We start from the raw sequence: 21,588 nt of genomic DNA, 5'->3' as shown, positions 1-21,588 counted from the left end.
CAAGCTTTTTTAAAGTGGGCGGTGACAGTCAACGATGTCTCATTTATCGAAAAATTAAGAGGTTTATATCGTGACCGTCACTTACCTGCTGAAAACCTTTGAGTTAAAAGGCTTTTAAAAGCGGAACATTGGATAATCCAAGCAAAGCTATTGTGGGTCAGCCATGGTGGTTTTGAGAAGGCTCGCAATGTTTGCCGCTTTAGGCTTCACCAAATAAAACTTACGAACATAGTGCTCAAAGTCAGCCAATATCGTCTGACCCCACGCGCTGCCTGTTTTATTAACATGCGCTTCAATCACTTGCTGCAAATGGATACGATGCTCTTCGGTTTGCTCACTTGAGATACGGTTAAGATCGATCAGCTCATGGTTACAACGGTCAAAGAAATCACCTTCCATATCAAGCACATAAGCGAAGCCACCTGTCATACCTGCCCCAAAGTTGAGACCCGTACGCCCAAGAATAGTGACAATACCGCCTGTCATATATTCACAGCAATGATCGCCTGTGCCTTCGATGACTGCGTGCGCGCCAGAGTTACGCACCCCAAAGCGTTCGCCAGCAGTACCAGCTGCATATAGTTTGCCGCCCGTTGCGCCATATAAGCAAGTATTACCAATGATGGCGGTCTCTTGCGCCGTAAAGCTTGAGTCTTTTGGTGGATAAATAACAATCTCACCGCCAGCCATGCCTTTGCCAACATAATCATTGGCATCGCCTTCTAGCTCAATATTTAGACCACCTGCATTCCAGACGCCTAAACTTTGCCCAGCAGTACCAGTCAGATGCAGTTTAATTGGCATATCACTCATGCCAAGGTTGCCCCATACTTGCGCAATTTCACCAGAGATACGCGCGCCGATAGAGCGATCACAGTTACCGACATAATAGCTATAATCGCCGCCATTACCTTGACGAATATTGAGCAGCATATCACTAATCATCTGTTCAGCGAGTAAGCCTTTATCAAATGGCTCATTACGCTCAACCTGACAGGTTTGGGCTTTACCACTACTGGCCGGATGGCTAAATAATAATGGCGTTAAATCTAAATGACGCTGCTTATCCGTGTTGCCTTCTAAGACTTCCAGCAAGTCAGTCCGTCCGACCAACTCTTCCATACTACGCACACCAAGGGCGGCAAGCCATTCGCGCGTTTCAGTTGCTACAAATTTAAAGAAGTTAATGAGCATCTCTGCTTCGCCAATGAAATGCTCATCACGTAGCTTGGCTTTTTGCGTCGCAACCCCAGTCGGACAATTATTCAGATGGCAAATGCGTAGGTATTTACAACCAACGGCAATCATCGGCGTGGTACCAAAGCCAAAGCTTTCTGCCCCAAGGATGGCGGCTTTTACCACATCAAGTCCTGTCTTTAGACCACCATCAGTTTGAATACGAACTTTATGACGCAAGCCATTTACTCGTAGTGATTGGTGGGTCTCAGCCAGTCCTAACTCCCATGGTGAGCCTGCATGATGGATAGACGATAGCGGAGAGGCTGCTGTGCCACCATCATAGCCTGAGATAGTGATTAAATCGGCATAGGCTTTTGCCACGCCAGTCGCGATAGTACCAACGCCTGGTCGTGAGACTAACTTGACCGATACTAGCGCATCTGGATTGACTTGCTTTAAATCAAAAATCAGCTGCGCCAAATCTTCGATAGAATAGATATCATGATGCGGCGGTGGTGAAATCAACGTCACACCCGGTACAGAATAACGTAAGCGCGCAATCAGAGCATTGACCTTACCACCCGGCAGCTGACCCCCCTCACCTGGCTTGGCACCCTGTGCAACTTTGATTTGCATCACTTCGGCTGAACGCAAATACGCAGGCGTCACGCCAAAACGACCCGAGGCAATTTGCTTAATTTTCGAGTTACGCAGCGTGCCATAACGTACTGGATCTTCGCCGCCCTCACCAGAGTTTGAACGTCCACCGATGGTATTCATCGCCATGGCAATCGCTTCATGGGCTTCGGGTGACAATGCCCCTAACGACATGCCCGCCGAGTCAAAGCGCGTCAGAATGGATGAGATATCCTCTACGTCATTCACATCGATAGAGTTATCTGTTTTTAATTGCAATAAATCACGCAAGGTCGCCACAGGACGGCTATTGACCAAATCAGCATAATTACGATAATTGTCGTAATCACCCGTGCGTACAGCTGTATGCAGGCTATTAATCACGTCTGGGTTAAAGGCATGATATTCTTTATTGAAAACAAACTTCAGTAAGCCACCTTGATCGAGTGGCGCGCGGCGCTTGAAAGCATTCGCCGCTAGCTGCGCTTGATCGGCAGCTAAGTCAGCAAAGGTCGCACCTTTAATACGACTCTGTACGCCTTTAAAACACAGGCTCACCACCTCTTCAGAGAGACCCACTGCTTCAAATAACTGCGCGCCGCGATAAGAGACAATGGTCGAGATGCCCATTTTTGATAAGATTTTTAGCAAGCCTTTATCCAAGCCTTTACGGAAATTAACCCGCGCTTGAATCGGATCGCCAAGCAGCTCGCCAGTCGCTACCAAGTCATCAATAACATCATAAGCCAAGTAAGGATAAACGCAGGTCGCACCAAAACCAATCAATACTGCCACTTGATGCGAATCACGTGCCAGACCAGTCTCAATGATTAAATTAGCATCAGTACGAATACCTTGACCAATCAAATAATGATGCACCGCACCAGTCACCATGATGGCGTTGGCTGGTACTTTATCGGCATCGATGTGTTTATCAGACAACACAATCAAAGTGTGACCAGCTCGGATGCTGTTAGCCACTTGCTCGCAGATAGCCATGATGGCTTCTGATAACTCAAGGGTGCGATCATAGTTTAAATCAATACGCGCCATTTTAAAGGCTGGATCACCCAAGGTCTCAAGCTGCTGCATCTTGCTGGCTGACAGTACAGGCGACGATAAGATAATACGGTGTGCATCTCGCGCTGATGGCGCAAACACATTGGTCTCAGCACCGAGGCAGGTCTGCAATGACATCACGATAGATTCACGCAATGGATCAATCGGTGGATTGGTCACCTGTGCGAACTGCTGGCGGAAAAAGTCACCGACATGGCGGATTTGCTGCGACAACACTGCCATGGGCGTATCATCACCCATTGAACCGACAGGCTCTTGACCATTTTCGGCGTTGGGGCGGATAATTTCAGTACGCTCTTCATTGGTGATGTGATACATTTTTTGCAGTGTTTTTAGCTCATTACCACGGCATGTTTGCGCTGCTAATTCTTCTTCTAAACGCTCATCATCACGGATACGGGTTGCTTCTTCACGCAGCCATTTACGGTACGGATGGGCTTTTTTCAGTAACGTCGCAATCGCTTTAGTATCTAAAATTTGACCCGTTAAAGTATCAATAACGAGCATTTGACCAGGGCCAACGCGTCCTTTTGCCAATACATCTTTTGGCGAGTAATCCCACACACCAACTTCAGAGGCAACGGTGATATAGCCGTTCTTGGTCGTTACCCAGCGCGATGGGCGCAGACCGTTACGATCAAGCATACAGACCGCATAGCGTCCATCTTGAATCACCAAACCTGCTGGACCATCCCACGCTTCCATGTGCTGCGAATAAAACTCATAAAAGGCGCGCAAATCCATATCCATGCTATCGACATTCTGCCAAGCAGGTGGCACGAGAATCGACATCGCATGGAATAGATTCATACCACCTGACATGAGGACTTCAAGCATATTATCTAAGCTTGATGAGTCAGAGCCCGTACTGTTCACCAGTGGCGTCAATTCATTCAAATTGGGCAATTTGTCTGATTTTAGTTTTGGCGTCCGTGCCTCAGACCAGTTGCGATTGCCTGTGATGGTATTCAACTCGCCATTGTGGGCAAGATAACGAAACGGCTGCGCCAAGGGCCAACGCGGCAAGGTATTGGTGGAGAAACGCTGATGAAATACCACGATATGCGATGCCAAACGCGCATCTTGCAAATCCAAGAAAAATGCTGGCAAGTCTGATGGCATCACCAAACCTTTATAGATAATCGTCTGACAGCTTAATGAGCACACATAAAACAGCTCATCATTAGCTAAGCGCTGCTCTGCTTTTTTGCGTGCGACAAACAGTTTACGGTTAAAGTCATCCGCTGCCAAATCATCGGGTGCGTTGACAAACACTTGCTTAAAATCAGGTAAAGTCTCACGGCCAATGTCACCGACGATGCTCAAATCAAGCGGCACATCACGCCAGCCAGCAACCTCTAATCCTTGGGCGACAATCTCATCGCTAAGCACTTGCTGGCTATCACAAGCTTTTGTCTCATCTAAATTGACAAAGATCATACCAACGGCAAAGTTGTCAGTAATCGCGAACCCTTGCTCAGCAGCAATACCTCTAAAAAACTCAACAGGCATCGCCAGTAGTAGACCACAACCATCACCCGTTCTACCATCAGCAGCAACACCGCCGCGATGGGTCATACAGCTTAGACTATGAATAGCAGTTTTTACCAAATCATGGCTGGCTTGTCCCTCAATATGAGCGATCAAACCAAAACCACAGTTATCAGAAAAGTCATCTGGCGTGGCCAGGTGGGTTTGCGAGGAAATCATTGACATGGCTAGTCCTTTTAGGTGAACGGGCAATTTATGCATCCAATGCAGATCATAAACTGAAGACCGTAAGCAGAACGGGCTAATAATTAATATTCGTATATCCGAATTAATAAATGATGTGACGCTCATAGACATCATACTTTGGGACTAAGGTGAAAGCTCTGGCACTCCCAGTCATTGAATGATGTTTCAATAGATCATTAACATATTAAAAGATAGTAAACGGTCGCCCTTGGCAATGACATACAGCCCTGTATACCCGTTACCTAATCGTCAATAACGCAATGTCGCTATCTTGAGTGTCACTTGTTATCACACCATGCCTAGCAATCCAGACTGATTGACTACGCATGTAATAACCGTGCATTTGACTAATTTTGAATATCTGACGCTCTGTAATCAAGCGCTTCATTCACTCTAAAGAGAGCAATAATAAGAGAGGTTGCGCCACTTGCGATAGCTTAATTATAGATAGCAAGTGACAACGCTTGAGACAAAAAATTTTAGTAACGTATCTTTTAAATGATAGAAGTTTACCAATTCATTGTTAAAAAACAATTTTTACGATAACTATACAGAACGTCGCCCACAGTTATATTAGTTAATGACGGACAAAAAATCTAGTCTTTTCTATCGATTCACCCACCATATTTTGTAAGAGAACTTATTACTATTGGTTATAGGATGATTAAATGTTCTATGCAAATTTTGATACATAGTATCTGTGACAAGGCTTAGTTGAGATACTTAATTAAGATCAACTTCTTTTGGAAATGTATTTTTAGCACTAATTATATGCTTTATGATGCCCCATAAAAAAACCCACTAACCAGCTTGTCAGTGGGGGTTTGTCAATCATAGTGGTAACGAGGTTATCATAGCTATGAACGATATGTTCAAAGGACAAACACACTCTAATTACTTTTGTCTTCTATCAGTGTTTTTATGCTGTCGTTATTGCTCTTAGGAGGATTGGTATTCTTGCTAGTAGCGTTTGCGCCAGAATTTGTGCTACTGGTACTACTTGGCGGCTTTGGTGTTGCAACTACTGGGGGTTTTTTAGTGGTATTTTCAGTGCCTGATGCCGCTGGTTTTTTATTCTCTGATTCAGACTTAGTTCCACTACCTTCATTTTTAGGCGTGGTAACAGATGATACTTCCTCTTCATTGCCAACAATACGCTCTTCAGTGACCGATAAAGTATCAGAGGTATCTGCTGACTGACGGATACTTTCATTGTCGCCGTTACTGGCAGTTTCTTGACTGCTACGACCAGCATTGTCCCCATAATCCGTTTCTGGCAGTGGCTGGCGCACTGGCACTTCGCGCTTAGTCGGTTTTAGATCAACAGAACGTGTCCGTCTGGTGCTCAAATCTTTAACCGGATCAGGGCGTTCATAATTATCGATGATACCGACATAACGATTGATCTCTTCTGGCAACACACGCACATTGGCTGGCAACTTAAAGTCTATCAGTTTTGCCGCGCCAACCGCTTCTTGTGGACTACTCATGAGCCCATAAGTTAACATATAGCGAACTTGATTTTCATCGTCAAGATAACGGAAATAAGCAAATTTATTACGGTCTGCGCGGCCTTCTAGATAACTAACAATCACATCGTTTTCGGCGACATTCATCACCTGCACTGTCCACTTACCTTTATTCGCCAACAAATAACGTTTGTCTTTAAACTCAGCAGGATAATTGCGCAAATCACGCACCGTCGTATCAAAACTAATGGGCTGCACGTCGGTATCAAGCTCGTGTAACGACTCTATTTTCAAGGGCTGCTCAAGCTCAGCACTCAATGGTTGCGGTGCTGATATGGGGGCATTTTCAATTTTGGCACCCATCGCTGGCGTTTGACTAAACATCCAAATCAGAGCCGTAACCACACCCAAAAGCAAGGTCATTATCAGCCAAATCAACGCTTGACGGCGATATGACTGGCTAGCGGTACGCGGCGTCGATCTTGAAGCTGCCATGGGAGTATCCTTGGTGAAAATAAAGTTGACCGCATTCAAGAGATGCGCAGTAAGTAGAATGGCGGCGAGCCAGTCTGCTTTAAACCCTTGAGTTCAGTGAGTATTCGTGAGCACTAAAGCGTTAAGACATTATACGCGGTGTTGTGACAATACCTCGTGCAAAAGATCTTCATTGAAATCATTGGTCAATACGGCCTGACCTAGTGATTTTAACAAAATCAGGCGGATTTGTCCGTGTTTCACTTTTTTATCATGTCCCATCAAGCTTAGCGCCGTTTGTGTATCAATGCGTGGCGGGGTGATGGGCAAATTTGCTAAGGTTAAAATACGCTTAATACGAGCAACGTCCTCAGCCGTTAACCAACCCATTCTCTGTGATAACTCTGCGGCTTGTACCATGCCAGCAGCGACTGCCTCACCGTGTAGCCAATTACCATAGCCTTCATGTGTTTCAATGACATGACCAAAAGTATGACCGAAATTTAACAATGCTCGCACGCCTGACTCTCTTTCATCTTGCGCGACGATATCGGCTTTATACTGACAGCAGCGTTTTACGGCATCACCAAGTACCGCTAAATCCAAATCCATCATCGCCGGCAGATTGACTTCCAGCCAATCTAAGAACGTGACATCCATAATGAGCGCGTATTTAATGACCTCAGCCAACCCAGCTGACAACTCGCGCGCTGGCAAAGTCTTGAGCGTACTCATATCAGCAAGGACCATTTGCGGCTGCCAAAAAGCGCCAATCATGTTTTTGCCTTGAGGATGATTGATGCCCGTCTTACCACCAACGCTCGAATCCACTTGTGACAGTAGCGTGGTTGGAATCTGGATAAAATTCACACCACGCATAAAGCTTGCTGCAGCAAAGCCTGTCATATCGCCAATAACGCCACCACCTAAAGCAATAAGCGTAACGTCACGATTAAAATGCTCGGCCATCAATACATCGTAAATTTGATTGATACTGGTCTGATGCTTATATTGCTCACCATCTGGCAATACGCAAACACGCACAGTGAACTGCTCTGTTAACTCTTTCTCTAAAGCGCTTAGGTATAAAGGCGCAACAGTATCATTAGTGACAATCAATACTTGGCGACCACAAATATAAGGTGTGATCAGCTTTGCCATACTGTTGTGATCTATCGCTGTTTTCTCAGTAATGACGATTGGATAGTCATGGCTTTGCGTATGAACCGTTAAACCGTCATGAAACAGTGGCGTTGCCATTAAACACTCCCTAAGCATTTTGAATGAGATAAAAGTAGCTGAGCTTAACTAGGGCGCGTCCTGATTTTTATCGCCATTTTTAAATGAGGACACGCCTTGATAAAGTTTATCATTATGGTTAATTTTCTTTATCTTCTGGTGCTATAGCAGTCGAGTCAGTAAATGACTCTAGTTGCTGTAAAAGCTGATTGACCATATGACGGGGATAAGTATGACCAGTTGGCATAATAATATGAGCGACTTGGCGATATAAGGGATCACGAGTGCTATATAAATCTTGCAAGATTTTTCTAGGATTTGGCTGCTGTAACAGTGGTCGTGATTTGTCTTTAGCCGTGCGAGCCATTTGCACATCAACTGGCGCATTCAAATAAACCACGATACCGCGCTGATGCAAAAACGCTCTGTTTTCAGCACACATCACAGCGCCACCACCGGTCGCTAAGACGATTTGGTCTTTTTGAGTCAACTCATCGATGGCGCGCGTTTCACGCTCACGGAAGCCCGCCTCGCCTTCTTTAGCGAATATCCAAGCAATGTCAGCCCCTGTCTGCGATTCAATGTACCAATCACTGTCTACAAAGGTGCGCCCCAACTGCTTAGCCAGCAATTTACCGATGGTTGTCTTCCCTGCTCCCATCGGCCCTACTAAAAACACCGACGGCAATTCCTCCACCATAATACTTACTCAGCTAAATTAGCTATGATACAACGTCATTGATATTCTGGCTAGTAATGAGCGTTGATTATTGTTAGTAAAATTCAATCAATATGAAAATTTTCCCATAAAAAAAGCAAGCGTTGATGCTTGCTTCTTTTGAGCGAAAACCAATCAATAAATGATTAATCTATGCGGCTAATACCATCATTGATTAATTTTGGCGTGATAAATATCAGTAACTCTTCTTTAGAATTACTACGCACGTCTTTACGGAAAGCGCGACCAATATAAGGCAGATCTCCTAAGAAAGGTACTTTATCGACACCATTGCTGGTACGATTCTTAAAGACACCACCCAACACAACCGTTTGACCATCTTCAACAATAACATTGGTCGAAATAGAGTCTTCAGCAATAGCAACCTGATTGTTAATAATGGTCGGCGTACCGTTAGTGATTAACAATTGCAAGCCGATTTTACCATCTGGGGTGATATTTGGTGTGGCCTCTAAACTCAATGCTGCTTCTTTAAAGCTAGTGGTAGTTGCTCCACTGGCAGACGCTTCTTGATAAGGAATCTGCGTCCCTGAAGAGACTTTCGCCGTTTGCTTGTCTGCTGTCAGAATCTTCGGCGTAGAAATCACTTCACCGCGATTATCCGCTTGCAGTGCTGACAATTCAAGATCAAGCATCACATCTGACATGCTAAGCAAGCCAAAGGCAATACTACCAGCAGGGTTGGCAACCCCTAAATCGACGTTTAAGTTATCAGGACGAGTAATATCGTATGAAGGATAAGAAACTGTTTGACCATTTACCGTCGTCGTTTCTACATCGAAGTCTTTTAAATCCCATAGCGTTTGATTACTACCACCGACCAATAAATTACGGTTGTTGGCGGCACCATTTGACAAGATACCCCAACGAACCCCAATCTCTTTACTAAAGCTATCAGTGGCACTCACAATACGCGCTTCAATCATGACCTGACGGACTGGAATATCAATTTTACCAATCAATTTATGGATATTTTCGATACTGTCAGCCACATCTTTAATAATTAAAGTATTGGTACGTTCATCTACCGTTACCGTTCCACGATTAGACAATAAGGTATTGTTATCAGCAGCATTTGCATTGCTGCCACCTGATGAGCCACTGCCTTGAGAAATAAGTGTCAAAACATCTGGCGCTTTTGCATAGCTAAGACGAATATATTCTGTGCGTAATGGCGCAAAAGACTCAACTGCTTGCTGTGCTTCAAGCTCACGTGCTTCCTGCTCAGCAAGCTCGGTGGAAGGCGCAACCAAAATGACATTGCCATTTTCACGCTTACCAAGATTTTTACTCTTTAGAATAATATCTAGCGCTTGATCCCATGGGACATTAATCAAGCGTAAGGTGATATTGCCCGCGACTGAATCACTAGCCACAATATTCATTTCTGTGAACTGCGCTAGGATATCTAAGACACTGCGAATTTCAACGTCTTGAAACTCCATAGATAGCGCTTCACCACTATAGACTTTTTCTTCAAGTGTTGGCTCACGTAGTAGCTCAGGTTTTCTGATATTAATATTCAGCTGATTGCCTGATTGATAAGCCTGATACTCATAATCTTCTTTGACATTAATAGTAATTACACCATTTTGACCTTGGTTTTTAGTATCAATACTATCAACCAGACCACTCTTAATATTCAAACGGCGCAATAAATTTCTTGGCACGGTGCTACCCGTTAAGCGTACCACTAACTTGTTGCCTTGACGTTGTACATCAACGGGAATGGCTTCATTGGTAAGTGCGATGCTAACGTTGCCACCACCATCATTTCCTGCGGCAAAATTGACGGCACTCAAACCCTCATAGCTATATTGCTTACTCACTTGCGATGCAGCAAGTTGTGGGCTTAATAATGGGTTAACTCTGACCACCATGGTATCAGCAGGCACTTGATTTTTAACCACCGTTTTACTGGCTATATTGACTGCCGGTGCACTACTGGTTTCTACAATCGGTGTAACGACTGCTGTCGTCGTGATCGCATTATTGTCATTGAGTACGTCTTGGATAGGATCATTGGTCATTACTGGACGATTAGGATCGGTAATGGTTAATAGTAAATCGTTACCCTCAATCGATGTCGTATAGTTACCTGCCTGTTTTAGCTCAACAATCAGGCGCGTAGTACTGTCACTATTCAACGTCGTGACCTTATCAATCATACCAATATTGTATTCATTAAAGCGACTAGCAAGTCCATTCTGCACTTTTTCAAAATCTAGTACCAAACGGCTAGGGTTATCAAGCTGATAGGCGGCAGGTAACACTGGTAAACCGTCAAATCCCAAACGCATTTGCGTTACTGCTGGTGCAGTTTGTACCACAGAAACTTCGTTAATGCGCTGTGCGGCATGGGCACTATTACTCACTGCTACCATGCTGATTGCCAATGCTGAAATGGCAAAAGCAGAAGATACGCGGTTGCTCATCATCGTTACCTTGTTATTGCGTACTGTCATTATTTATTCCTCAAAAAATCTGCCGACTTAGCTTATGGGTGAAACCAACGACTGGGGTTTTTCAACAAACCCAGCGCGGCTGTCTGGCACAATTTCAATCAAGTTAATCTGGGTCGGCGTGATTTCAACAATACGGCCGTCATTTAGTCCAAGATAATCACCTACTTTAACACTCGCGACTGAACCATCAGGGCGTTGTACCAACGCATATCGCTGACCTTCAGGTGAAATTACGACACCACGAAAAATAAGTTGCGATAGCTCATATTGCTCAAGAGGTTCTTTCACTCTGGTAATGTCAGGACGCACACCATCGATGGAAGTGGTAGGACCTTGGACATTGACTAAACTCGGTGGTAAGAATGGACTGCGCTGGGCGCTGGCACTATAAACAAAGTCTTCTACTAGCTCAGCTTTGGGCGGTGGTTCAATAGGTTGAGCTGGCTGATTACGGATATCGGTCATTGATTGCTCTGCCATACCAATGCGATCCGCACACCCTGTTATGGACAATACAGCCATGCTTAAAACCAATAGCGTAGGCAGTTTTTGAATATTCATTAGTTGCCTCCTGCATTATCAGTGGTTGCAGCGTCAGTGACAGCAACCGTTTCATCACCCTCAGGGTCAGCTTCTTTTGAACGATAGGTTTTGGTTTGTAATACCAAATTAAGCTCTGGTAAAACATCCAATGTCGGCTGCGGATTGCTGACCTCAAAATCATGCATAGTAATGATTCGTGGTAAGGCGGCAAGACCACTAATAAAGCTACCAAACTGATGATATTCGCCCAAAGCAGCAATGCGGATAGGTTGCTCAATAAAAAATTCGTTTTCAATCTCAGGCTCTACTGAAATGTCTTGAAAACGTATATTGCTGCCGACACCCGTCATGTTAATGCCTTCTACCAGCTCTGATACACGAGTATCTTTTGGTAGCTGATCGAGTAAGGTATTGAACTCAGCTTCCATTTGGACAACTTGCTCTTGGTAAGCTTTTAAATGACGCGCGCGTGATTCTTTTTCACGATAGCTATCAAGTAACGTTTGTTGCTGGCTCTCAGCAGCATTGATCTCATCGATTTTACTACTAATCGGTAAAGCCCACGCCAACGCTGCGATGAGCGTAATAATAAGCCCTATTACCGTTACCTTTACAGGTAATGGCCAGCTGCCGTAGTTTTCAGAGTCTAACGACTCAAAACTGCGGCGAAACTCCTGTAAATCAAACTGTTGCTTTGGTTTCAAGGCTGTTTTTTTGGTTTTAATCAGGCTTTTTTTACGGTTAAGCTTCATAACTCACCTCCAGGTACAGTGGTACCGTCAGCACCTTCTACAGGAACGGCTGTTTCCGACTGTACTTTGGTCGTGATCACAAACTCTACATAACTGTCTTCAGGATAAATAGGACGCGGCTGTTCACCAGCGGTGACCGTATTATTAAGCACTGGTGCAGATTCGTAAGCACTGATATTTTGTTGGATATTACTAACGGCTGAATCACCCATCCATTTACTATCATCAAGATTACGAATCAAACTTGATACAATATTAGGATTATCAGCTCGACCTGTCAGCGTCAAAACATCGCCTTCACGTTTGAGGTTATTCAAATAGAGTGCCGGAGGGATGGCTTTAGCAAGATCATCCCATAAACGAACAGGCACAGGACGTCGACCCTGCAAGTCTTGAATGACTTGCATACGTGAAATGATATCCTCACGGCGCTGCTCCAGACTATCAATTTCAGTCAAAGCCGTATCTAAAAGCACATTTTCTTTTTCAATCAAGGCATTGGCATCAAGTTGTTCATCAAGCTCGTTGTTAAAGTAGCTCCATGAAGCAAATGCAGCCAATAAAGTGAGTAAAGTCACTGCCACTACTAACGTGAGAAATTCTTTATTGCGACGCTCGCGCTCTTCTTGGCGCCAAGGTAATAGGTTAATACGAGCCATTAGTCGAAGCTCCTTAACGCAAGACCGCATGCAGCCATTAAACTTGGTGCATCAATGGCCAGTTGCTCATTATCGATATTTGGTGCAATAGTCATATTGGTAAAAGGGTTGGCAATACTGACAGTCACCCCAAGTTTTTGCTGTGCCATGCCAGCAAGACCAGAAATAGAGCTACTACCACCAGCAAGGACCACATGATCGATACTACTGTATTGGCTTGAAGAAAAATAAAATTGCAATGAGCGAGTAATTTGTTGAATAGCATTTTCGATAAAAGGCGTCAGCACATCAAGATAGTAGTCATCTGGTAAGGTACGCTCACGCTTACTGACAGTCGCTTCTTCAGCAGATAGTCCATAACGGTTTTGTATCGCTTCTGTTAACTGAACACCACCAAATAGTTGTTCACGGCTATAGATAAACTCACCGTTTTTAGCGATATATAAAGTCGTTTGATTGTGACCAATATCTATCAGAGCCACTAACTCAGGAGCATTTGGTAAGTTATTTACCATGAGTCCAAAAGCACGTTCTATCGCATGTGATTCAATATCCATGACCTTCGTTTGAAGACCACCAAAGGTTAAGGCATCAACTCTTTGGTCAACATTCTCCGAGCGTGATGCGGCAAGTAAGACTTGCACCATATCATTACTTGCTAAAGATGGCCCTAAAACTTCAAAGTCTAAGTTGACGTCTTCTAATGGATAAGGTATGTATTGATCAGCATCTAAACGTATCTGCGCTTCACGCTCAACGTCGCTTAGCGCAGCATCCATATCAATAATTTTAGTGATTACTGCTGATCCTGACACGGCAGTTGCAGCACTACTACCAGCGACATGACAACGTTTAGCTAAGTTAGCAATAATATGACCAACCGCTTCAGTATCTACAAGAAGTTTATCGACGACTATACCTTCTGGCAGTCTTTCAATACCATAAGATTTTAGATGAAACATGCCCTGTTGGCGCTGTATGTCAACCAACTTTACTGAAGTGGCACAGATATCCACACCAATTAAATTCTGACTTTTGGAAGTAAATAGCCTCACAAACTCTATACCTTATATTAAGTGTACAATCTGATAGTTATTTGTAATAATTCAGTACAATACTTTACTTAACAGATAGATTCAAGCATTTAAACAGGTTATTAAGGTCAACTTACACATTTATTATGACCTGCTGATTTTGTTCAAGGTATAATGTTTTATCTGTTGCAAATTTTAATTGATAAGTCTTCTTATGACCAAAAAAAATGCTACCGCCCGTCTCATTCACTTTTTGGTGGGGCTTGTTATTGCCTGCTTGGCATTGGCAGTTATCTTAGCACTTGCTGTGCCCATTGGTTTTTATGGGATGGCAATGTATTTATCGCCTACCCTACCTAGCATTCAAGAGATTAAAACAGCAAATTTAGAGATGCCATTACAGATATATAGTAGTGATGACAAACTCATTGGTCAATATGGTAACCGTTTATCTTTACCCGTTACTTTTGAAGATATTCCTGAAAATTTGACTCATGCTTTTTTAGCAGCAGAAGATGCATCCTTTTTTCAGCACAGCGGTATTAGTATTAAAGGTCTTGGTCGCGCGGTGACAGAAGTAGTGACTGACGACGACAGCCAAACGGGCGGCTCTACCATTACTATGCAGGTTGCCAAAAACTACTTCTTAAGTCCAGAGCGCACCTTAAATCGCAAATTGGTCGAGCTATTTTTAGCACGTAAAATAGAAGATGAGCTCAGTAAAAATGATATCTTGACGCTTTATGTCAACAAAATCTATCTAGGCGAAGGCGCTTATGGTATCCGCGCCGCGGCCAAGAAGTACTATAGTAAATCCTTAGAAAACCTCACTATTGCTGAAACAGCAATGTTGGCAGGTCTGCCCAAAGCCCCTTCTAAATACAATCCTGTTGCCAATCCCAGTCGCGCGCTGACTCGCCGCAACTGGATCATTGGACGCATGCACGAGTTAGGCTATATCAGCAAAGCACAACGCGACGAAGCGATCAGCTCACCAGTAGGCATTAACCTCTATAAAGAGAAGCTCGACGTCAATATGCCGTATTTGGCAGAAATGACACGCTCTACATTGGTCAATCGCTATGGTGAGCAAGTGATGCATAGTGGATGGCGGGTACGCCTTACGGTTGATAGCAAAGCACAGACAGATGCGGAAGCGGCGGTACTGACCGGTTTGGTGGCTTACGAACATCGTCATGGTTGGCGCGGGGCTGAAGCAAATGATGAACCGCTAGAAAATTTCCGCCGCTATAGTAATATGACTCCCGCCAAAGTCACCAAGGTTAATGCTCGCAGTTTTGAGGCGACAATGCCCTCTGGTGAAAATGTGACCGTTGGTTGGTCTGGGATGAGCTGGGCACGCAAGTATATTTCTGCCAATCGTATCGGTTACTTTCCTGACAACGCCCGCCAAATTGTCAATAAAAACGATATCATTCGTTTGATACCGACCGCGAATGGTAATTGGCAGTTGGGACAAATTCCCAAACTACAAGGAAGTCTGGTCTCCTTGAATCCAGAAACTGGCGCTGTTAAGGCATTGGTCGGTGGCTTTGACTTTAATCACAGTAAATTCAATCGTGCTCTACAAGGCTGGCGTCAACCAGGCTCAACCATTAAACCACTTGTCTATACCGCTGCTCTAGAAAAAGGCTATCGCCCAGATAGCATTGTTTCGGATCGACCGATTCAAGTGGGTGACTGGAAACCGAAAAATTCTGATCAACGTTTTTTAGGCGAAATCACTTTACGCCGTGGACTGTATTTATCTCGTAACTTAGTCTCTATTCGTCTCTTACAAGCCATTGGTATCTCTGATACGCGCGACCTATTAGATGAATTCGGACTTGATAAAGAAAAGCTACCGACGACTTTGTCGTTAGCGTTAGGTGCAGGACAAGCAACACCGTTACAAATGGCAACAGCCTATGCCACGTTCGCGAATGGCGGTCACCGTGTACAGCCGTATTTTATCGAACAAATTTATAATTATAATAATAACCTCCTCTTTCAGGCAAACCCACGCCAAGCGTGTGCCACCTGCTTCAATGAAAAACTTGAAGACCTCAATAGAAATCTCCTCGAAGATTATAAGAAATCAATTGAAAATGAAGACAGTGCTATCGCTGATGAAGTGATGGTTAAAGAACAAAACTTAGAAAACAGTGATAATAGTGAACAAAACGGTAAAGCGCTAAATTTCAAGGTTTATGATGCTAGTCCACAGGCCGATCGCTTAAAAGCGCCAGCGGTTCAATATGCACTGGCTAAGCAAGCACCTCGAATCTTACAACCCAGAGTCGCTTTTGAGATGGCAGATATCTTACGTGACGTCGTACAGCGTGGTACGGCAGTACGAGCCAAGGCTTTAGGTCGTGATGATATTGGTGGCAAGACCGGTACCACCAATGAAGCAAAAGACGCTTGGTTTGCAGGTTTTCATCCTACCAATGCAACGGTCGTGTGGATGGGTTTTGATCAACCATCAACCATGGGTCGTCGCGAATATGGTGGTGTGGCAGCCCTACCCGTTTGGATGGATTTTATGAAAGCCCAACTTAAAGACACACCTCATCAGTGGGTGTCTATCAATAACCGCGCCAAATCGAAAAAACAAACGCAAAAAATTATAGAAATGACTGATGATGGTATTCTGGGCGATGATGAAGATACGGATAGCAGCGAATCAGAAAAACCAGTTAAGACGCAGGCTCAACAGCGTAAATCACCACCAGCTGAGCCTGTTGAAGCACAAACTAGCTCTCAAGCAGCCAAACCTAGTAACAGTCGTAGTAATGATAGCGTGCCGCAAAACCCTCTATCGGTAACACCCGTTGAGCGCATGCCACCGATACCAGAGTAGACAACCATTAATAATATAAACTTATGACACAAAAAAAGGCTTATTTGGCACTCGCTAAATAAGCCTTTTTTATACTCAATACTTTGCTCAATACCACTCTATTAAAGGACAGTCATCAGTCAACTAGGACATGTCTTCATTTTAAAAATGGTGATAAAAATGAGATAAAATTTTAATAACTATTTTTAGAACTCAACCATACCAGCACGTAGTTGCTCAATCAGCTCTAAAAACTGCTGACGCCATTCTCGTATGGTCGTCTCATCTGGCAGCCATTGATTCGACAAGGTCACAACGTTAACAATAAGATCAGGTGAGGCAGTATTGCTTGGTGTTTGATCTACAATAGTATCTGGCGGTACGGCGTACAAACAACGCTGATACGCACGCTCTATATTGGCCAAAAAACCCTGCTGCTGTAACTGCTGTAATCGCTGAATCTCAGGCGATACTTGGGTACGCTCGCTCAATGCTTGCTCAATATCTGACAATGTTGGTGCGCTCATGTTTAAACTATAAAAATAACCTAGCTCTTGGGTAAATGCGAGAAAGGCACCGTATAGATGAAAAATAGCAGTTTCACAATGGGCTTGGTATAGCTGCTTATCATCGGTACTTCCCGCCGCTTGGCAGGATAGACGACAGAAATACAGTTTTTGATTGGTTCGATCTGCTTGATATTTGGCAACGCGGGTTTTACCTGCCATTTGCGACTTATCCTTATATGAAGTGTAAATTAGGGCATATTTTCCAGTGTACTATTTTTTTAGATAACAGTACCATGCATTTCTCACTTTATTGCACACACAAAAAAGCCAGCAACTTAGGCTGGCTTTTTATCAAATTGACAATAAATCAAAGACGCTTAATACTATTAATTATCCTGATTAAGCTCTTGTGCAAAGGCTTCATCAAAGCTTGCAAAGTCTTTACTATCCGTGCTCTCTGACATATCAAATGCTGCATTGTCAAACCCTGCTTTAAGATCTTTATCTAGCAGTTTTTGCTCCGCTTTCTCTTTGCGTGCTTTATGATAAGCAAGACCAGTACCAGCAGGAATCAAGCGACCAACAACGACGTTCTCTTTCAGACCACGTAGTTCATCCACTTTACCAGTCACGGCAGCCGCAGTTAGTACACGGGTCGTCTCCTGGAACGATGCTGCTGAGATAAAGCTTTCTGTTGCCAGACTTGCTTTGGTGATACCTAGTAATTGACGCTCGAACTGTACTGGGAATTTATCTTCCGCTTCCAGCTTCGCATTCAATGCTTTGATATCAGAGTACTCTGCTTGATCGCCTTTAAAGTGGTTTGAATCGCCACCATCGGTAATCTCAACTTTGCGCAACATCTGACGAATAATCACTTCGATATGCTTATCGTTGATTTTTACACCCTGCAAGCGATAAACATCCTGTACTTCGTTAACGATGTAATCAGCAAGCGCAGTCTGACCTTTCAAACGTAAGATATCATGCGGGTTCTGTGGACCATCAGCGATCACTTCACCACGTGCTACCGTTTCGTTTTCAAAGACGTTGATTTGACGCCATTTCGGGATTAGCTCTTCATGAATCTCACCATCTTCATTGGTGATGATGAAGCGGTTTTTACCTTTAGTCTCTTTACCAAAGCTAACCACACCTGTCATTTCTGCCATGATGGCATGATCTTTTGGACGACGTGCTTCGAACAAGTCAGCAACACGCGGTAGACCACCGGTAATATCTTTAGTACCTGAAGAAGCTTGTGGTACACGACCTAAAATCGAACCGGCTGCTACTTTTTCACCATCGCTGACGCGAATGATGGTTTCAGCTGGTAAGAAGTAAACCACTTCTTTGCCTTCGTCAGTGTTCAAGATAATCGCAGGACGTAAGTCTTTTGCTGAACTTGAACGGTCACGAGTAGCAAGAATCTCAAATGAGCTCATACCCGTCGCATCATCAACTTTTACGGTAGCAGTTAAGCCATCAGTAATCTCACTGAAGCGTGCAGTACCAGCAAATTCTGTGATAATAGGATGCGTGTGCGGATCCCATTTAGCAATGGTTTGACCAGCATCAACCTGATCTTCGTGTTTCACAAGCACGCTAGAACCATAAGGCACTTTATAACGTTCACGCTCACGACCAAGCTCATCGGTCAAGGCGATTTCAGCTGAACGCGATACGATGACTAAGTGACCATCGGTATGTTGAACCGTTTTCATGTTTTCGAAATGCGCTTGACCAGCACTACGAACTGAGATGCTGTTATCCACTGATGCTGAGCTTGCTGCCCCGCCCACGTGGAATGTACGCATCGTTAACTGAGTACCCGGCTCACCGATAGACTGTGCAGCCATAACACCGACTGACTCGCCGATATTCACTTTATGACCACGAGCCAAATCACGACCGTAACACTGTGAACAAACACCATGCTCGACATTACAAGTAATAACTGAGCGTACCCAGATATCATCAATCGCATTGTTATCAAGCACGTTTACCCAATGCTCGTCGATCAAAGTACCTGCTGGAATCAATACCTTATCGGCATCATCGTTATAAGTCACATCACGAGCCGTAACACGACCTAGTACTAGCTCACCTAACTTCTCAATGATTTCACCACCTTGAATATGTGGTTTCATGAGCAAGCCTTGCTCAGTACCACAGTCATCACTGGTAATAACCAAATCTTGTGCCACATCAACCAAACGACGCGTCAAGTAACCTGAGTTAGCCGTTTTCAGTGCCGTATCCGCAAGACCTTTACGTGCACCATGCGTTGAAATAAAGTACTGAAGTACGGTCAAGCCTTCACGGAAGTTTGCTTTAATTGGCGTTTCAATAATTGAACCATCTGGCTTAGCCATCAAACCACGCATACCAGCCAACTGACGAATCTGAGCCGCACTACCACGAGCACCAGAGTCTGACATGATAAAGATAGAGTTGAATGACTTCTGCTCTTCTTCTTCACCTTTGGCATTCATGATTTTATCAGTGGCCAAATTGTCCATCATCGCTTTAGCGACTTTGTCATTGGTACGTGACCAGATATCGACTACTTTGTTATAGCGCTCACCAGCGGTCACAAAACCTTGCTCGAATTGATCTTCGATTTCGCGAACTTCGCCTTCTGCCACTTCGATGATTTGCTTTTTCAGTGGTGGAATAACCATGTCATCAATACCGATAGACACACCAGACAATGTCGCTTGGGCAAAACCAAGATACATCAATTGGTCAGCAAACATGACACTTTCTTTAACGCCAACTTTACGGTAGCAAGAGTTGATCAAACGAGAGATGTTTTTCTTCGTCATCTCTTGGTTACATTCATCAAAAGACATACCTTTAGGCATGATGTTCCAGATCAATAAACGACCTGCAACCGTTTCTTTTAAGCTGATTTCTTTAGTCTCATTGCCGTCTTCATCGATATGCGTCTCGGTGACACGCACTTTGATCTTAGCGTTTACATGCAAATCGTTTGAACCAATCGCACGCAATGCTTCATTAACGGTGGCAAAAATCATGCCCTCGCCTTTGGCATTGATAGACGAGCGACTGATGTAATATAGACCCAGTACAACATCCTGTGACGGTACGATGATTGGATCACCGTTCGCAGGCGACAAGATGTTATTGGTAGACATCATTAGCGCACGTGATTCAAGCTGTGCTTCTAGCGTCAATGGCACGTGAACGGCCATTTGGTCACCATCAAAATCGGCGTTAAACGCGGTACAAACGAGCGGATGCAATTGGATTGCTTTACCTTCGATTAGTACTGGCTCAAATGCTTGCAAGCCCAAACGGTGAAGCGTTGGTGCACGGTTAAGAAGCACTGGATGCTCACGGATAACCATGGCCAGCATATCCCACACTTGCGGCTCTTCACGCTCTACCATCTTTTTGGCAGCTTTAATCGTGGTCGCTAAACCATGAGACAATAATTTGTTATAAGTAAATGGTTTGAATAATTCAAGTGCCATTTTCTTTGGTAAACCGCACTGATGTAGACGTAGCGTTGGACCAACAACGATCACCGAACGACCAGAATAGTCAACACGCTTACCAAGTAAGTTTTGACGGAAACGACCTTGCTTACCTTTGATCATATCTGCCAAAGACTTCAATGGACGCTTGTTACTACCAGTGATCGCACGACCGCGACGACCATTATCCAGCAAGGCATCCACTGATTCTTGCAACATACGCTTTTCGTTACGTACGATGATATCAGGGGCGCTCAGCTCAAGCAGACGCTTTAGACGGTTATTACGGTTGATCACACGGCGATATAGATCGTTTAGATCTGACGTCGCAAAACGACCACCTTCGAGTGGTACTAGCGGACGCAAATCTGGTGGTAGTACTGGCAAGATGTTCATCACCATCCACTCAGGCTTGTTATTAGAATCACGGAAGGCTTCTAATAATTTAAGACGCTTAGACATCTTTTTAAGCTTGGTTTCAGAACCAGTTTGCGGAATCGCTTCGCGCAAATCATCGATTTCAAGATCTAAATCGATATCTTTCAATAGGTCTTGAACCGCTTCAGCACCCATTTTGGCAGTGAACTCATCGCCAAATTCTTCAAGGGCTTTATAATAGTCTTCATCATCGAGCAGTTGATACTTCTCTAGAGAAGTCAAACCTGGCTCAGTAACAATATAGCTTTCAAAATACAGAACGCGCTCGATATCACGTAGCGTCATGTCTA

Annotated in this window: 12 protein-coding genes; 1 reads left to right on the top strand and 11 read right to left on the bottom strand. The window is 44.1% G+C overall.

Annotated features, from left to right (window positions below; translation table 11 throughout):
* Positions 1-147: 147 nt before the first annotated feature.
* The 9 genes from gltB to B2575_RS09965 all read right to left on the bottom strand — a co-directional run bounded on the left by gltB (position 148) and on the right by B2575_RS09965 (position 14,027).
* Positions 148-4,611 (bottom strand): glutamate synthase large subunit, encoded by a 4,464-nt coding sequence (gltB, locus tag B2575_RS10005; RefSeq protein WP_296241761.1) that lies wholly within the window; start codon positions 4,609-4,611, stop codon positions 148-150.
* Positions 4,612-5,522: 911 nt separating this feature from the next.
* On the bottom strand, positions 5,523-6,596 hold the full coding sequence (locus B2575_RS10000) for a hypothetical protein (RefSeq protein WP_296241758.1): 1,074 nt from the start codon (positions 6,594-6,596) through the stop codon (positions 5,523-5,525).
* Positions 6,597-6,725: 129 nt separating this feature from the next.
* Complete coding sequence (gene aroB, locus B2575_RS09995) at positions 6,726-7,835, bottom strand: 3-dehydroquinate synthase (protein WP_296241757.1); 1,110 nt, start codon at positions 7,833-7,835, stop codon at positions 6,726-6,728.
* 118 nt (positions 7,836-7,953) lie between these two features.
* A complete protein-coding gene (aroK, locus tag B2575_RS09990; RefSeq protein WP_045453412.1) occupies positions 7,954-8,514 on the bottom strand; it encodes a shikimate kinase AroK in 561 nt (186 codons plus the stop codon).
* 164 nt (positions 8,515-8,678) lie between these two features.
* A complete protein-coding gene (gene pilQ, locus B2575_RS09985; protein ID WP_296241740.1) occupies positions 8,679-11,018 on the bottom strand; it encodes a type IV pilus secretin PilQ in 2,340 nt (779 codons plus the stop codon).
* A gap of 27 nt (positions 11,019-11,045) precedes the next feature.
* The gene (locus B2575_RS09980) at positions 11,046-11,579 is read right to left on the bottom strand and encodes a pilus assembly protein PilP (protein WP_045453409.1); all 534 of its coding nucleotides are present in this window, start codon (positions 11,577-11,579) and stop codon (positions 11,046-11,048) included.
* A complete protein-coding gene (locus B2575_RS09975) occupies positions 11,579-12,313 on the bottom strand; it encodes a type 4a pilus biogenesis protein PilO (protein ID WP_045453405.1) in 735 nt (244 codons plus the stop codon). Before B2575_RS09975 ends, B2575_RS09980 begins: the two co-directional genes overlap by 1 nt.
* Positions 12,310-12,972: a PilN domain-containing protein gene (locus B2575_RS09970; RefSeq protein WP_296241737.1), complete on the bottom strand. Its 663-nt coding sequence runs from the start codon at positions 12,970-12,972 to the stop codon at positions 12,310-12,312. Before B2575_RS09970 ends, B2575_RS09975 begins: the two co-directional genes overlap by 4 nt.
* Positions 12,972-14,027 (bottom strand): pilus assembly protein PilM, encoded by a 1,056-nt coding sequence (locus B2575_RS09965; protein ID WP_296241735.1) that lies wholly within the window; start codon positions 14,025-14,027, stop codon positions 12,972-12,974. The genes B2575_RS09970 and B2575_RS09965 overlap by 1 nt, the downstream gene beginning before the upstream one ends.
* A gap of 193 nt (positions 14,028-14,220) precedes the next feature.
* On the opposite strand from B2575_RS09965, the gene B2575_RS09960 reads away from it, so the two are divergent.
* Positions 14,221-16,869: a penicillin-binding protein 1A gene (locus B2575_RS09960; RefSeq protein ID WP_296241733.1), complete on the top strand. Its 2,649-nt coding sequence runs from the start codon at positions 14,221-14,223 to the stop codon at positions 16,867-16,869.
* Between the two features lie 185 nt (positions 16,870-17,054).
* Here B2575_RS09960 and B2575_RS09955 read toward each other — a convergent pair whose 3' ends face one another.
* Positions 17,055-17,576, bottom strand: coding sequence for a DUF6586 family protein (locus B2575_RS09955; RefSeq protein WP_045443911.1), 522 nt, complete (start codon positions 17,574-17,576; stop codon positions 17,055-17,057).
* A gap of 167 nt (positions 17,577-17,743) precedes the next feature.
* A partial coding sequence (gene rpoC / locus B2575_RS09950; RefSeq protein WP_296241730.1) for a DNA-directed RNA polymerase subunit beta' occupies positions 17,744-21,588 on the bottom strand: 3,845 nt, incomplete at its 5' end.

Source organism: Psychrobacter sp. UBA6739 (assembly GCF_002453835.1).
GTDB lineage: Bacteria > Pseudomonadota > Gammaproteobacteria > Pseudomonadales > Moraxellaceae > Psychrobacter > Psychrobacter immobilis_A.
Note: the sequence above shows the minus strand (reverse complement) of the source record. Positions and strands in the feature narration are given on the sequence as shown.